Here is a 14,219-nt window from a genome sequence, read left to right as displayed (position 1 = left end):
GGGCGAAGAGGTTTCCTCTCCGCCCGTGCACGCATGTTAAGGGCAGAAAAAAGAGATGGCTAAGCAAGACTATTACGAGATTTTAGGCGTTTCCAAATCAGCGGAAGAGCGTGAAATCAAAAAGGCCTACAAGCGCCTGGCCATGAAATTTCACCCGGACCGTAACCAGGGTGATAAAGAGGCCGAAGCCAAGTTTAAAGAGATCAAAGAAGCGTATGAAGTCCTGACCGACTCGCAGAAACGCGCTGCCTATGACCAGTACGGTCATGCCGCGTTTGAGCAAGGCGGGATGGGCGGCGGCGGCGGTTTTGGCGGCGGCGCTGACTTCAGCGATATCTTTGGTGACGTTTTTGGCGATATCTTTGGCGGTGGTCGGGGTCGTCAACGTGCTGCGCGTGGGGCCGATTTACGTTACAACATGGATCTCACCCTGGAAGAAGCCGTACGTGGCGTGACCAAAGAGATCCGCATTCCGACGCTGGAAGAGTGTGATGTTTGCCACGGCAGTGGCGCGAAAGCGGGGACTCAGCCGCAGACCTGTCCGACCTGTCATGGTTCCGGTCAGGTGCAGATGCGTCAGGGGTTCTTCGCGGTTCAGCAAACCTGTCCACACTGTCAGGGGCGCGGTACGCTGATCAAAGATCCGTGCAACAAGTGTCACGGTCATGGTCGCGTCGAGAAGAGCAAAACGCTGTCGGTTAAAATACCGGCAGGCGTGGATACCGGTGATCGCATTCGTCTCTCTGGCGAAGGTGAAGCTGGTGAGCACGGCGCACCGGCAGGGGATCTGTACGTTCAGGTTCAGGTGAAACAGCACCCAATCTTCGAACGTGAAGGCAACAACCTGTACTGTGAAGTACCTATTAACTTTGCGATGGCAGCACTCGGCGGCGAAATTGAAGTTCCGACGCTGGATGGCCGCGTGAAGCTGAAAGTACCCAGCGAAACGCAGACCGGAAAACTGTTCCGCATGCGTGGCAAAGGAGTGAAGTCGGTTCGCGGCGGCGCGCAGGGCGATTTGCTGTGCCGCGTCGTGGTCGAAACGCCGGTTGGTCTGAACGAGAAACAGAAGCAACTGCTGAAAGATCTGCAGGAAAGCTTTGGTGGCCCAACCGGTGAAAAGAACAGCCCGCGCTCCAAGAGCTTCTTTGACGGCGTGAAAAAGTTCTTTGATGATTTGACCCGCTAATCACGTCTGCCGTATCGACCAAAAGCCTGGGATTGCGAGATCTCAGGCTTTTTTTATGTCTCTATAACTCGGTAAAATCGAATGTTATGCCATGAATAATCTAATTTTAACGATTATTCATGCGGAGTATGATAGTAATTACGAAGTATTCACCCTATAGAGAGAATAAAAAGTGAAACATCTGCATCGTTTCTTTAGCAGTGATGCCTCTGGGGGCATCATTCTTATCATCGCCGCTGTACTGGCCATGCTGATGGCCAATATGGGTGTGACCAGTGGATGGTATCGCGCCTTTCTCGAGACGCCTGTCCAACTGCGCGTTGGCGCGCTTGAAATCAATAAAAACATGCTGCTGTGGATCAACGACGCCCTGATGGCGGTGTTTTTCCTGCTGATTGGCCTTGAGGTCAAGCGCGAGCTGATGCAGGGCTCTCTGGCGAGTCTGCGTCAGGCGGCTTTCCCGGTGATTGCCGCTATTGGCGGAATGATTGTCCCGGCGCTGCTGTATCTGGCATTCAACTATGCCGATCCGATCACCCGCGAAGGCTGGGCGATCCCGGCCGCCACGGATATCGCTTTTGCCCTGGGCGTGCTGGCCCTGCTCGGCAGTCGGGTGCCGCTGGCGTTGAAAATTTTCCTGATGGCGCTGGCGATTATCGATGACCTGGGCGCGATCATTATTATCGCCGTCTTCTACACCCACGATCTGTCGATGGTGTCATTGGGTGTGGCGGCATTTGCGATTGCGATTCTGGCGCTCCTTAATTTGTGCGGCGTCCGGCGTACGGGCGTGTACATCCTTGTTGGGGTGGTGTTGTGGACCGCCGTGCTGAAATCCGGCGTTCATGCAACGCTGGCGGGTGTGATCGTCGGCTTTTTCATTCCGCTGAAAGAGAAGTACGGGCGTTCTCCGGCGAAGCGTCTGGAGCATGTTCTGCATCCGTGGGTGGCATATCTGATCCTGCCGCTGTTTGCCTTCGCCAATGCGGGCGTTTCTTTGCAGGGCGTGACGATGGACGGGCTGACCTCCATCCTGCCGCTGGGCATCATTGCGGGCCTGCTGGTGGGTAAGCCGCTGGGTATCAGCCTGTTCTGTTGGTTGGCGTTGCGTCTGAAGCTGGCGCAACTGCCGGAGGGAACCTCGTTCCCGCAAATCATGGCGGTCGGCATCCTGTGCGGCATTGGCTTTACGATGTCGATCTTTATCGCCAGCCTGGCCTTTGGCAGCGTGGATCCGGAGCTGATTAACTGGGCGAAGCTGGGGATCCTGATTGGCTCCTTGCTGTCGGCGGTGATTGGCTACAGCTTGCTGCGCGCACGTTTACGCCCGTCAGTCTGATCGGGGCGAGTTAGCAGGGAAGCTTTTTCCGGCTTCCCTTATTGTGACATTTTTCAGAGAGAGTGTATGTCCCACATTAATTACAACCATCTCTATTACTTCTGGCACGTCTATAAAGAGGGCTCCGTGGTCGGTGCGGCGGAGGCGCTTTATTTAACGCCGCAAACCATCACCGGGCAGATTAAAGCGCTTGAGGAGCGCCTGCAGGGTAAACTCTTCAAGCGTAAGGGGCGCGGTCTGGAGCCCAGTGAACTCGGCGAACTGGTTTTTCGCTATGCGGATAAAATGTTTACCCTAAGCCAGGAGATGCTGGATATCGTGAACTACCGCAAAGAGTCCAATCTGCTATTTGACGTGGGCGTGGCGGATGCGCTGTCGAAACGACTGGTCAGCAACGTACTGGATGCGGCTGTCGTTGAAGGTGAACAGATCCACCTGCGCTGTTTTGAATCGACCCATGAGATGCTGCTGGAGCAACTCAGTCAGCATAAGCTGGACATGATTATTTCGGACTGCCCGATTGATTCTACGCAGCAGGAAGGGCTGTTTTCGGTGAAGATTGGCGAATGTAGCGTCAGCTTCTGGTGTACTCAGCCGTTACCGGAAAAACCCTTCCCGGCCTGTCTGGAAGAGCGACGTTTGCTGATCCCCGGGCGGCGTTCGATGCTAGGACGCAAGTTGCTGAACTGGATTAATTCCCAGGGGCTGAAGATTGAGATTCTGGGGGAGTTTGACGACGCCGCATTGATGAAAGCCTTTGGCGCGACGCATAATGCGATTTTCGTGGCTCCAACGCTCTATGCGCATGATTTTTACGCGGACGATTCGGTGGTAGAAATTGGTCGCGTGGAAAATGTGATGGAGGAATATCATGCCATCTTTGCCGAGAGGATGATTCAGCATCCGGCGGTACAGCGCATCTGCAATACGAACTATTCGGCGTTATTCACGCCCCAGAACAAATAGTCCAGACATAAAAAAACCCGCTTGCGCGGGTTTCTTCACAAAGCAACAATCAACAGGCGATTAAGCCAGTTTGTTGATCTGTGCAGTCAGGTTAGCTTTATGACGTGCAGCTTTGTTTTTGTGGATCAGACCTTTAGCAGCCTGACGGTCCACGATTGGTTGCATTTCGTTAAATGCTTTCAGTGCAGTAGCTTTGTCGCCAGCTTCGATAGCTGCGTATACTTTCTTGATGAAAGTACGCATCATAGAGCGACGGCTTGCGTTGTGCTTACGAGCCTTTTCAGACTGAACGGCGCGCTTCTTAGCTGATTTGATATTAGCCAAGGTCCAACTCCCAAATGTGTTCTATATGGACAATTCAAAGGCCGAGGAATATGCCCTTTTAGCCTTCTTTTGTCAATGGATTTGTGCAAATAAGCGCCGTTAATCTAGCGACGCTACGTTACGTATTGATGGCGCAGGATTCTACCAGCTTGCTGGCTGTGAATACAGCTTTTCAGCGATAAAAATTGAATTGCTTTGTCAGTTTGTGGTCGGTATTTGCCTCAGGGTAATGAAATCCATCTGCTTTCTGTTTCGCCACATCAATCGCCGGTTAACCTTGACCGCCGTACAAGGTATACTTTGGCGATTTTCACTGTTTTGAGCCAGACATGAAGCTGATACGCGGCATACATAATCTCAGTCAGGCCCCGCACGGGTGTGTGCTGACTATTGGTAATTTCGACGGCGTGCATCGTGGTCATCGTGCGCTGCTGCATGGTTTGCAGGAAGAAGGGCGCAGGCGTGGCTTACCGGTGATGGTGATGATTTTTGAACCGCAGCCGCTCGAACTGTTTGCGACAGACAAAGCCCCTGCGCGGCTGACCCGCCTGCGTGAAAAATTGCGTTATCTCGCGCAATGCGGCGTCGACTACGTGCTGTGCGTGCGATTCGATCGCCGTTTCGCTGCCCTCACGGCGCAGTCCTTTATCAGCGAATTGTTGGTGAATCGTCTTGGCGTGCAATTTCTCGCGGTGGGGGATGATTTCCGCTTTGGCGCTGGTCGTGAAGGCGATTTCTTGTTATTACAGAAGGCCGGCGTGGAATATGGTTTTGATATCACCAGCACCCAAACTTTCTGCGAAGGTGGTGTTCGTATCAGTAGCACCGCCGTGCGTCAGGCGCTGGCAGAAGACAACCTGGCCCTCGCCGAAAGCCTGCTGGGCCATCCGTTTACCATCTCTGGTCGCGTAGTGCACGGTGATGAACTCGGACGCACCATTGGTTTCCCGACGGCAAATTTACCGCTGCGTCGTCAGGTTTCCCCGGTAAAAGGGGTTTATGCGGTAGAAGTGATGGGGCTTGGCGAAAAGCCATTGCCCGGCGTAGCGAACATCGGGACCCGTCCGACGGTTTCGGGCGTGCGCCAGCAACTGGAAGTGCATCTGCTGGATGTTGCAATGGACCTCTATGGTCGCCATATAGATGTTGTGCTGCGTAAAAAAATACGCAATGAACAGCGATTTGCCTCGCTGGATGAACTCAAAGCGCAGATTGCGCGAGATGAATTAACTGCCCGTGATTTTTTTGGGCTAACAAAACCGGCTTAAATGCCTGGGTAATCAATACGGAACCGAGAATCTGATGAGTGACTTTAAATCAACCCTGAATTTGCCGGAAACAGGGTTCCCGATGCGCGGCGATCTCGCCAAGCGCGAACCGGGAATGCTGGCGCGTTGGACTGATGATGACCTGTACGGCATCATTCGTGCGGCCAAAAAAGGCAAAAAAACCTTCATTCTGCATGATGGCCCTCCTTATGCGAATGGCAGCATTCATATTGGTCACTCGGTTAACAAGATTCTGAAAGACATTATCGTGAAGTCCAAAGGACTCGCGGGATATGACTCGCCTTACGTTCCGGGTTGGGACTGCCACGGTCTACCGATCGAGCTGAAAGTGGAGCAGGAATTCGGTAAGCCAGGCGAAAAATTTACCGCGGCGGAGTTCCGCGCGAAGTGCCGTGAATATGCCGCAACCCAGGTTGACGGTCAGCGTAAAGATTTTATCCGTCTGGGCGTGCTTGGCGACTGGTCCCATCCGTATCTGACGATGGACTTCAAAACGGAAGCCAACATCATCCGCGCGCTGGGCAAAATCATTGGCAATGGTCACCTGCATAAAGGCGCGAAGCCTGTGCACTGGTGCGTAGACTGCCGTTCTGCGCTGGCAGAAGCGGAAGTGGAATATTACGACAAAACCTCTCCGTCCATCGACGTGGCTTTTGTTGCTGCGGATCAGGATGCGGTGAAGGCGAAATTTGGCGTGACGAACGTCAATGGCCCAATCTCGCTGGTGATCTGGACCACCACGCCGTGGACGCTGCCGGCAAACCGCGCGATCTCCATTGCGCCTGACTTTGACTATGCGCTGGTACAGATCGACGGTCAGGCGGTGATCCTGGCGAAAGATCTGGTTGAAAGCGTGATGCAACGCATTGGCGCGACGGACTACACCGTTCTCGCTAGCGTAAAAGGGGCAGAGCTTGAGCTGCTGCGCTTTACGCATCCGTTTATGGGCTTCGACGTTCCGGCGATCCTCGGCGATCACGTGACGCTGGATGCCGGTACCGGGGCCGTACATACCGCGCCGGGTCATGGTCCGGATGACTATGTCATCGGCCAGAAATACGGTCTGGAAGTCGCTAACCCGGTGGGGCCGGACGGTGCGTATCTGCCGGGCACCTGGCCGACGCTGGACGGTGTGAACGTCTTTAAAGCCAACGATCTTATCGTTGAGCTGTTGCGTGAAAAAGGCGCGCTGCTGCACGTTGAGAAAATGCAGCACAGCTATCCGTGCTGCTGGCGTCACAAATCGCCGATTATCTTCCGTGCGACCCCACAGTGGTTCGTCAGCATGGATCAGAAAGGTCTGCGTGAGCAGTCTCTGAAAGAGATCAAAGGCGTGCAGTGGATCCCGGACTGGGGTCAGGCACGTATCGAATCGATGGTTGCGAACCGCCCTGACTGGTGTATCTCTCGTCAGCGTACCTGGGGTGTACCGATGTCTCTGTTCGTTCACAAAGACACTGAAGAGCTGCATCCGCGCGCCATCGAACTGATGGAAGAAGTGGCGAAACGCGTTGAAGTTGACGGTATTCAGGCCTGGTGGGATCTCGATCCGAAAGAGATTCTGGGTGATGAAGCCGATCGGTACGTGAAAGTGCCGGATACGCTGGACGTCTGGTTTGACTCCGGATCAACTCACGCCTCCGTCGTGGACGTGCGTCCGGAATTCGCCGGTCATGCCGCGGATATGTATCTGGAAGGCTCCGACCAGCACCGTGGCTGGTTCATGTCTTCTCTGATGATCTCCACCGCGATGAAAGGCAAAGCGCCGTATCGCCAGGTACTGACGCACGGCTTTACCGTTGATGGTCAGGGCCGCAAAATGTCCAAATCCATCGGTAACACCGTTTCGCCGCAGGATGTGATGAACAAACTGGGCGCCGACATTCTGCGTTTGTGGGTGGCATCAACCGACTACACCGGTGAAATGGCCGTTTCGGATGAGATCCTCAAACGTGCTGCCGACAGCTATCGTCGTATCCGTAACACCGCGCGCTTCCTGCTGGCGAACCTGAACGGGTTTGATCCGGTTAAAGACATGGTGAAACCGGAAGAGATGGTGGTACTGGACAGATGGGCGGTCGGCTGCGCGAAAGCGGCACAGGAAGATATCCTGAAAGCGTACGAATCCTATGATTTCCACGAAGTGGTGCAGCGCCTGATGCGCTTCTGCTCGGTGGAAATGGGGTCGTTCTATCTCGACATCATCAAAGACCGCCAGTACACCGCGAAAGCGGACAGCGTGGCGCGTCGCAGCTGCCAGAGCGCGCTGTATCATATCGCGGAAGCGCTGGTACGCTGGATGGCACCGATCATGTCCTTCACCGCGGATGAAATCTGGGGCTACCTGCCGGGCTCCCGTGAGAAGTATGTCTTCACCGGCGAGTGGTACGAAGGTCTGTTTGGTCTGGCGGACAGCGAAGCGATGAACGATGACTTCTGGGACGAGCTGCTGAAAGTGCGTGGCGAAGTGAACAAAGTTATCGAACAAGCGCGTGCGGATAAGAAAGTGGGTGGCTCTCTGGAAGCGGCAGTGACCCTGTACGCGGAACCTGAACTGGCTGCTAAACTGACCGCGCTGGGCGATGAATTACGATTTGTCCTGTTGACCTCCGGGGCGAAAGTCGCTGACTATGCCGGGGCTTCTGCTGACGCACAGCAGAGCGAAGTGCTCAAAGGGCTGAAGATCGCCCTGAGCAAAGCCGAAGGTGATAAATGCCCGCGTTGCTGGCATTACACGACGGATGTCGGCAAGGTAGCGGAACACGCAGAAATCTGCGGTCGCTGTGTCAGCAACATCGCCGGTGACGGCGAAAAACGTAAGTTTGCCTGATGAGTAAGCCTCTTTGTTCAACAGGGCTACGCTGGCTGTGGCTGGTAGTAGTCGTGCTGATTATCGATTTGGGCAGCAAGTACCTGATCCTCCAGAATTTTGCTCTGGGGGATACGGTGTCGCTGTTCCCGTCGCTTAATCTGCATTATGCGCGTAACTATGGTGCGGCGTTTAGCTTCCTCGCCGATAGCGGCGGCTGGCAGCGCTGGTTCTTTGCCGGTATTGCGATCGGTATCTGTGTCATTCTGGCGGTGATGATGTACCGCTCCAGAGCGACGCAGAAGCTGAATAACATCGCGTATGCGTTAATCATTGGCGGTGCGCTGGGGAACCTGTTCGACCGCCTGTGGCATGGCTTCGTTGTCGACATGATCGATTTCTACGTCGGGGACTGGCATTTTGCCACCTTCAACCTGGCCGATTCGGCGATTTGTGTCGGTGCGGCGTTGATTGTGCTGGAAGGTTTTTTGCCCTCCAGAGAGAAAAAAGCCGCATAAAAATTGCCGGCTGGCGGCGCAAGCGCCTTATCCGGCCTACAACATAGCGCGAACCTTGTAGGCCCGATAAGCGCAAGCGCCATCGGGCAAACATATGCCGGATGGCGGCGTAAGCGCCTTATCCAGCCTACAAAATAGCGCGAACCTTGTAGGCCCGATAAGCGTAGCGTCATCGGGCAAACATGTGCCGGATGGCGGCGCAAGCACCTTATCCGGCCTACAAAATAGCGCGAACCTTGTAGGCCTGATAAGCGCAAGCGCCATCGGGCAAACCGGTGAGTCACAACAAGTGAGCAATCTGCATGTCTAAATCAGTACAGAGTAACAGTGCGGTGCTGGTGCACTTCACCTTAAAACTCGACGATGGCTCCACCGCAGAGTCAACCCGTAATAACGGCAAGCCCGCGCTTTTCCGCCTGGGGGATGGTTCTCTGTCTGAAGGACTGGAGCAACATCTTCTCGGACTGAAAGACGGCGATAAAACCACCTTTTCCCTGGAGCCGGATGCCGCGTTTGGCATCACGACGCCAGACCTGATTCAGTACTTCTCGCGTCGCGAATTTATGGACGCAGGCGAACCTGAAATCGGGGCTATTATGCTTTTTACCGCAATGGACGGCAGTGAGATGCCTGGTGTGATCCGTGAAATCAATGGTGACTCCATCACCGTTGATTTCAACCATCCGCTGGCCGGGCATACCGTTCATTTTGATATTGAAGTGCTGGAAGTTGATCCGGCACTGGAGGCGTAAAATGCAGATCCTGTTGGCCAACCCGCGCGGCTTTTGCGCCGGTGTAGACCGCGCTATCAGCATTGTTGAAAACGCGCTGGCCATTTATGGCGCGCCGATTTATGTTCGTCACGAAGTGGTGCATAACCGTTACGTGGTCGACAGCCTGCGCGAGCGCGGGGCGATTTTCATCGAACAGATCAGCGAAGTGCCGGACGGCGCGATCCTGATCTTCTCCGCTCACGGTGTTTCTCAGGCGGTGCGCAACGAAGCAAAAGGCCGCGATCTCACCGTCTTTGACGCCACCTGTCCGCTGGTGACCAAAGTGCATATGGAAGTGGCGCGCGCCAGTCGTCGCGGTGAAGAGTCGATCCTGATTGGTCACGCCGGGCATCCGGAAGTCGAAGGCACGATGGGACAGTACAGCAACCCGGAAGGGGGCATGTACCTGGTTGAGTCGCCGGAAGATGTTTTTTCGCTTAATGTGAAAAACGAAGGCAAGCTCTCCTTTATGACCCAGACTACGCTCTCCGTGGACGATACGTCAGACGTGATTGACGCGCTGCGTCAACGCTTCCCGAAAATCGTCGGACCGCGTAAAGATGATATTTGTTACGCCACCACAAACCGTCAGGAAGCGGTGCGTGCGCTGGCTGAGCAGGCGGATGTCGTGCTGGTGGTGGGGTCAAAGAATTCGTCTAACTCCAACCGTCTGGCCGAACTGGCGCAGCGGATGGGGAAAGCCGCGTTTTTGATTGACGACGCGACCGATATCCAGGAAGCCTGGGTGAAAGAGGCACAATGCGTGGGCGTCACCGCTGGCGCATCGGCGCCGGATATTCTGGTGCAAAACGTCATCGCGCGTTTGCAGGAGCTGGGTGGCGGCGATGCTATCCCGCTGGAAGGGCGTGAAGAGAACATCGTTTTCGAAGTGCCGAAAGAGCTGCGTGTGGATGTTCGTGAAGTCGAATGATTTAGTTCACGCTAATCTATGCGAAGATGCCGGGTCTGATACCCGGCATTTTTTATGGAGGAATCATGCGTCTGCCCATTATTCTCGACACCGACCCGGGCATTGATGATGCTGCGGCGATTGCCGCCGCGCTGTTTGCCCCGCAGCTCGACCTGCAACTGATGACCACGGTCGCCGGTAACGTCTCCGTGGAGAAAACCACCCGCAACGCTCTGCAACTACTGCATTTCTGGAATGCTGATGTCCCTCTCGCACAGGGGGCCGCGACGCCGCTGCTGCGTTCGCTACGCGACGCGGCTTATGTCCATGGCGAATCGGGCATGGAAGGCTACGATTTTGTCGAGCATGACCGACAGCCGCTGGCGAAACCGGCGTTTATTGCCCTTCGCGACGCGCTGATGAGCGCCCCGAAGCCGATTACGCTGGTTGCGATCGGTCCGCTGACGAATATTGCGCTGCTGCTGATGCACTATCCAGAATGTACCTTCAATATCCGTCGTCTGGTGATCATGGGCGGTTCTGCCGGACGAGGGAATTTTACCCCTAACGCCGAATTTAACATTGCTGTCGATCCAGAAGCGGCCGCCCGCGTATTTCGCAGCGGCATTGAAATTGTGATGTGCGGGCTGGACGTCACGAACCAGGCGATGCTGACGCCGGACTATCTGGCAGCGCTTCCCGCCCTCAATCGCACCGGGAATATGTTGCATGCTCTGTTCAGCCACTATCGCAGCGGGACAATGCGCACCGGCGTGCGGATGCACGATCTCTGCGCCATAGCCTGGCTGGTGCGACCGGATCTGTTTACCGTGAAGCCGTGCTTCGTCGCGGTTGAAACGCTGGGGGAATATACCGCCGGGACGACCGTGGTGGATATTGAGGGACGGATGAACAAACCGGCGAACGTGCAGGTCGCTCTGGATATTAATGTTTCCGGTTTCCAGCAGTGGGTGGCGGAGGTTCTGGCGCTGGCACCCTAAGGAGTGTGATACGCGCCGCACTCTGTTGACAGAACAGGCAGGTTAATCGATTAATCTGCTATTCTGATTCTGTTGTTCTCCTCGGGCCGGAGACACATATGAATCATCCATTTATCCAGCCACCGCAGGTGGAATGGGCGAGCGGCGCGTTGACAAAAGGGCCGCTGTTGCGTAAATCAACCCGTATTCGGGATCTTATTGGTATTTTTGCCGACGATCCCGCCAGACAACGACTGGCGGGTGAGCATGTGGTGTATGACGTTGAGATCCTGGCGACCTCCCCGGCGGAAGGCGAACTCTATACGGGCGTTACTCATCTTTATCCCGGACGCGTCGGCGATGAATATTTCATGACTCGCGGGCACTTTCATGCGCGCCGTGAACAGGGCGAAGTCTATTTTGGCCTGCGCGGGAACGGGCTTTTGCTGCTGCAAAATGAGCAGGGGCAAGCACGACTGGAAAGCGTTTGTGCCGGGTCAATTCATATCATTCCAGGTTTCACCGCGCACCGGTTGATCAACACCGGAAGTGAGGTGCTTTCTGCGCTTGCCGTCTGGCCAGGTGTGGCCGGGCATGATTATGCGGCGCTGGCGAAGGGGTTCACTCTCAGGGTCTTTGAGGAAAATCAGCAGATTCAGGTGAGGGAGGCGCAGAATGAGTGACTCAGCGCGTCTTTATGGTCTGGATATGACCGTGCATCGTCATCCGCTTGGCTTCAGCTATGGGGATGATGTGACCGGGCCGATGCCGGAAATTCGCCGACTCGATCAGATTCGTCCTTCCCTGCGCGATCCGCAGTGTGAGGGGCCGGAAGAGGTGTACGCTATCGCGATGGATGTGGCGCGAATGAAGGATCGCGAAGAGCTGAAAAAACGCATGCTGCTGTTTGGCGTGGTGACCTATGCGGCGGGTCGGTTGGGCGAAGAACCGATTCGCAGTCAGGGACATGTGCATCGCGTGAGTCAGCACAGCGGCTGGTCTCCGCCGGAGTTGTATGAGATCTGGCAGGGGAAAGCGATCGTCTACATGCAGGAATATGTGGGTGACGATCCCGGTCGCTGCTTTGCGGTGATTGCCGGTCCTGGAGAAAAAGTGCTGGTGCCGCCCGGTTGGGCACATGCGACGATATCCGCGGATCCGAATGCGCCATTAACCTTTGGTGCGTGGTGCGATCGGGAATATGGCTTTGAGTATGAGGCCGTGCGGGCGCATAAAGGACTGGCATGGTATCCGTTACTACAGGGTAACCACGTTATCTGGCAGCATAATCCGCGCTATATTCCCGGAAGACTGCAGGCCGTTACGCCCCGTCACTATACGGAATTTTCACTCACTTCCGCGCCAATCTATCAGCAATTTATTACCGACCCGGGACGCTTTCAGTTTATCTCTCGTCCGGATAAGTATGCAGGGCTGTGGCAGAACTTCCATCCCTGAAAACCGGGGCATGGCCCCGGTTGTTCCGTTTCATCGGCACTAACCTGCAAACAGGCCTGTTGCGACGCCCAGTGCAGCCAGGATCAGCAACAGGACCATTGCTTTCACCGGCGAGACGCCGCGTTTCGCCATCAGATACCAGGTGCCGAGAACGACCACCAGCGGGAGCAGTTGCGGAAAGATACCATCCAGCATCTGCTGAACATGAATATTTACGCCATCTTTGGTAATAAATTCCATCCCGGTTCCAAGCTTCACGTAGCTTGCCGCGACGCCGCCCATGACGAAAACGCCCAGCAGTGATAGGGCTTCGCGCAGACGAGTCGATTTGCTGCTCACCAGTATTTCCACCGAGCCGGAGCCCATCTTGTAGCCTTTCAGAAACAAGAACCATGAGCCGGGAATGATGATGGCGAGCCAGGCGACGGTATAAAACAGCGGACCCAGGATATTGCCGCCAGCCGCCAGCGCCATGCCGATACTGAGCAGAATGGGGATCAGCATACCGGGGATCATCGAGTCGCCGATCCCGGCAATCGGGCCCATCAGACCCACCTTCAGGGTGTTGATCGTCTCCCCGTCGATCGGTTCGCCGTTCGCTTTTTTCTCTTCCAGTCCCAGCGCCATCCCGTTCACGATGGCGCCAATCTGGGGTTCGGTATTGTAGAACGATGCGTGTCGACGCAACATTTCGGTCCGCTGTGCGGCATCGGGATAGAGCTTTCTCGCAACGGGCAACATGCTCAGACAAAAGCCAAAAGACTCCAGCCGTTCAAAACTCATTGACGATAAGTTATGCATCATCCAGGCTCGCCAGCAGCGGCGAAGATCTTTACGGGTAAGCGTACGTTCTTCCATCAGAATTCATCCTCATCATCGCGGGTAACCGACGTCGCGTTTGTCGCCTGCGGCGGTTCCGGCTTGTAGTTATAGTGAATCAACGCCAGCAGTGAACCGACGATCACCAGCGCGACCATGTTGAGTTTTAAAAAGACGATGCAGACGAAACCGACGAGGAAGTAGATCAGCATGGTGTAATTTTTGATGATCTGCTTGAGCAAAATCGCAATCCCGACGGCGGGCAAAATGCCGCCCAGCACGTTCATCGTCGACAGAACGATCTTCGGCAGGCTGTCCATAAAGCCGCTGATGTACTGGGCGCCGAAGTACACCGCAATAAAGGTGGGCACAAAACGCAGCACAAAGTTCGTTACCTGCGGCCAGATGGCACTGTTCAGATAAATGCCCCGCTCATCGCCCCGTTCCAGCGCCGTGTCGGCGCGATGGTTCCAGAAAGAGTTTAGTACCATCATTGCATTAAACAGTATGGTCCCGGCAATCCCGATGGTGGCGGCCAGCGCGACCGCCACTTCCGGACCTTTACCTGAGAGGATCCCCAGCGCAATAGCCGGGTAAGCTACAAAGTTGAGATCGGCGGGCATTGAACCGCCGGGCGTCACCATGGCGATATATACTGCCTGAACCGCAACGCCAATCATGATCCCGGTTTTCATGTCACCAAGAATAATCCCGACCAACGTGCCGGAAATCAGCGGTCGGGTGATCAGATACCAGCCGCCCGTCAGCCCCAGAAGCCAGGGACTGCTGAGGGCGCCGAGATAACACAGAATACCAATCAACATCGCTTCGATAATCATCGTCCG

15 protein-coding genes are annotated in these 14,219 nt (G+C 55.2%); 12 read left to right on the top strand and 3 right to left on the bottom strand.

What is annotated here, in order from left to right:
* Positions 1–55 precede the first annotated feature (55 nt).
* The 3 genes from dnaJ to nhaR all read left to right on the top strand — a co-directional run bounded on the left by dnaJ (position 56) and on the right by nhaR (position 3,494).
* Positions 56–1,189 (top strand): molecular chaperone DnaJ, encoded by a 1,134-nt coding sequence (gene dnaJ, locus QQZ17_RS09615; RefSeq protein WP_061076371.1) that lies wholly within the window; start codon positions 56–58, stop codon positions 1,187–1,189.
* A gap of 172 nt (positions 1,190–1,361) precedes the next feature.
* Positions 1,362–2,528, top strand: a complete 1,167-nt coding sequence (nhaA, locus tag QQZ17_RS09610; protein ID WP_152405935.1) for a Na+/H+ antiporter NhaA — start codon at positions 1,362–1,364, stop codon at positions 2,526–2,528.
* A gap of 66 nt (positions 2,529–2,594) precedes the next feature.
* Positions 2,595–3,494, top strand: a complete 900-nt coding sequence (gene nhaR / locus QQZ17_RS09605; protein WP_152405934.1) for a transcriptional activator NhaR — start codon at positions 2,595–2,597, stop codon at positions 3,492–3,494.
* 60 nt (positions 3,495–3,554) lie between these two features.
* Here the strand turns inward: nhaR and rpsT are convergent, their stop codons facing one another.
* Entirely contained in the window at positions 3,555–3,818 is a 264-nt protein-coding gene (gene rpsT / locus QQZ17_RS09600) for a 30S ribosomal protein S20 (RefSeq protein ID WP_003018940.1), read from the bottom strand.
* Between the two features lie 124 nt (positions 3,819–3,942).
* Here rpsT and QQZ17_RS09595 point away from each other — a divergent pair, with 124 nt between their 5' ends.
* The 9 genes from QQZ17_RS09595 (at position 3,943) to QQZ17_RS09555 (ending at position 12,555) form a co-directional block, all read left to right on the top strand.
* Positions 3,943–4,140, top strand: coding sequence for a DUF2575 family protein (locus QQZ17_RS09595; RefSeq protein WP_052746862.1), 198 nt, complete (start codon positions 3,943–3,945; stop codon positions 4,138–4,140).
* 7 nt (positions 4,141–4,147) lie between these two features.
* Complete coding sequence (gene ribF, locus QQZ17_RS09590; protein ID WP_152405933.1) at positions 4,148–5,086, top strand: bifunctional riboflavin kinase/FAD synthetase; 939 nt, start codon at positions 4,148–4,150, stop codon at positions 5,084–5,086.
* Positions 5,087–5,120: 34 nt separating this feature from the next.
* Positions 5,121–7,937 (top strand): isoleucine--tRNA ligase, encoded by a 2,817-nt coding sequence (gene ileS, locus QQZ17_RS09585; protein WP_152405932.1) that lies wholly within the window; start codon positions 5,121–5,123, stop codon positions 7,935–7,937.
* A complete protein-coding gene (gene lspA / locus QQZ17_RS09580) occupies positions 7,937–8,434 on the top strand; it encodes a signal peptidase II (RefSeq protein ID WP_152405931.1) in 498 nt (165 codons plus the stop codon). Before ileS ends, lspA begins: the two co-directional genes overlap by 1 nt.
* 302 nt (positions 8,435–8,736) lie before the next feature.
* A complete protein-coding gene (gene fkpB / locus QQZ17_RS09575) occupies positions 8,737–9,186 on the top strand; it encodes an FKBP-type peptidyl-prolyl cis-trans isomerase (protein WP_042998001.1) in 450 nt (149 codons plus the stop codon).
* Position 9,187: 1 nt separating this feature from the next.
* Positions 9,188–10,138, top strand: a complete 951-nt coding sequence (gene ispH / locus QQZ17_RS09570; protein ID WP_152405930.1) for a 4-hydroxy-3-methylbut-2-enyl diphosphate reductase — start codon at positions 9,188–9,190, stop codon at positions 10,136–10,138.
* 65 nt (positions 10,139–10,203) lie between these two features.
* On the top strand, positions 10,204–11,118 hold the full coding sequence (gene rihC, locus QQZ17_RS09565; RefSeq protein ID WP_152405929.1) for a ribonucleoside hydrolase RihC: 915 nt from the start codon (positions 10,204–10,206) through the stop codon (positions 11,116–11,118).
* Between the two features lie 98 nt (positions 11,119–11,216).
* Positions 11,217–11,780, top strand: coding sequence for a glucose-6-phosphate isomerase family protein (locus QQZ17_RS09560; protein WP_152405928.1), 564 nt, complete (start codon positions 11,217–11,219; stop codon positions 11,778–11,780).
* A complete protein-coding gene (locus QQZ17_RS09555; protein ID WP_152405927.1) occupies positions 11,773–12,555 on the top strand; it encodes a glucose-6-phosphate isomerase family protein in 783 nt (260 codons plus the stop codon). The genes QQZ17_RS09560 and QQZ17_RS09555 overlap by 8 nt, the downstream gene beginning before the upstream one ends.
* Before the next feature lie 39 nt (positions 12,556–12,594).
* Here the strand turns inward: QQZ17_RS09555 and QQZ17_RS09550 are convergent, their stop codons facing one another.
* Both QQZ17_RS09550 and QQZ17_RS09545 read right to left on the bottom strand, forming a co-directional pair.
* Positions 12,595–13,413 (bottom strand): PTS system mannose/fructose/sorbose family transporter subunit IID, encoded by an 819-nt coding sequence (locus QQZ17_RS09550; RefSeq protein ID WP_152405926.1) that lies wholly within the window; start codon positions 13,411–13,413, stop codon positions 12,595–12,597.
* Positions 13,413–14,213, bottom strand: a complete 801-nt coding sequence (locus tag QQZ17_RS09545; RefSeq protein ID WP_152405925.1) for a PTS mannose/fructose/sorbose/N-acetylgalactosamine transporter subunit IIC — start codon at positions 14,211–14,213, stop codon at positions 13,413–13,415. The genes QQZ17_RS09550 and QQZ17_RS09545 overlap by 1 nt, the downstream gene beginning before the upstream one ends.
* Positions 14,214–14,219 lie beyond the last annotated feature (6 nt).

It is taken from the genome of Citrobacter sp. T1.2D-1 (genome assembly GCF_950098555.1).
GTDB classification, from domain to species: Bacteria; Pseudomonadota; Gammaproteobacteria; order Enterobacterales; family Enterobacteriaceae; genus Citrobacter_A; species Citrobacter_A telavivensis.
Note: the sequence above shows the minus strand (reverse complement) of the source record. Positions and strands in the feature narration are given on the sequence as shown.

Excerpts from the sequence above, each read along its gene's own strand:
- fkpB (WP_042998001.1), top strand. The coding sequence starts at position 8,737 with ATGTCTAAATCAGTACAGAGTAACAGTGCGGTGCTGGTGCACTTCACC.
- rihC (WP_152405929.1), top strand. The coding sequence starts at position 10,204 with ATGCGTCTGCCCATTATTCTCGACACCGACCCGGGCATTGATGATGCT.
- QQZ17_RS09555 (WP_152405927.1), top strand. The coding sequence starts at position 11,773 with ATGAGTGACTCAGCGCGTCTTTATGGTCTGGATATGACCGTGCATCGT.
- ribF (WP_152405933.1), top strand. The coding sequence starts at position 4,148 with ATGAAGCTGATACGCGGCATACATAATCTCAGTCAGGCCCCGCACGGG.
- QQZ17_RS09545 (WP_152405925.1), bottom strand. The coding sequence starts at position 14,213 with ATGATTATCGAAGCGATGTTGATTGGTATTCTGTGTTATCTCGGCGCC.
- nhaR (WP_152405934.1), top strand. The coding sequence starts at position 2,595 with ATGTCCCACATTAATTACAACCATCTCTATTACTTCTGGCACGTCTAT.
- ileS (WP_152405932.1), top strand. The coding sequence starts at position 5,121 with ATGAGTGACTTTAAATCAACCCTGAATTTGCCGGAAACAGGGTTCCCG.
- lspA (WP_152405931.1), top strand. The coding sequence starts at position 7,937 with ATGAGTAAGCCTCTTTGTTCAACAGGGCTACGCTGGCTGTGGCTGGTA.
- QQZ17_RS09550 (WP_152405926.1), bottom strand. The coding sequence starts at position 13,413 with ATGGAAGAACGTACGCTTACCCGTAAAGATCTTCGCCGCTGCTGGCGA.
- QQZ17_RS09560 (WP_152405928.1), top strand. The coding sequence starts at position 11,217 with ATGAATCATCCATTTATCCAGCCACCGCAGGTGGAATGGGCGAGCGGC.
- ispH (WP_152405930.1), top strand. The coding sequence starts at position 9,188 with ATGCAGATCCTGTTGGCCAACCCGCGCGGCTTTTGCGCCGGTGTAGAC.
- dnaJ (WP_061076371.1), top strand. The coding sequence starts at position 56 with ATGGCTAAGCAAGACTATTACGAGATTTTAGGCGTTTCCAAATCAGCG.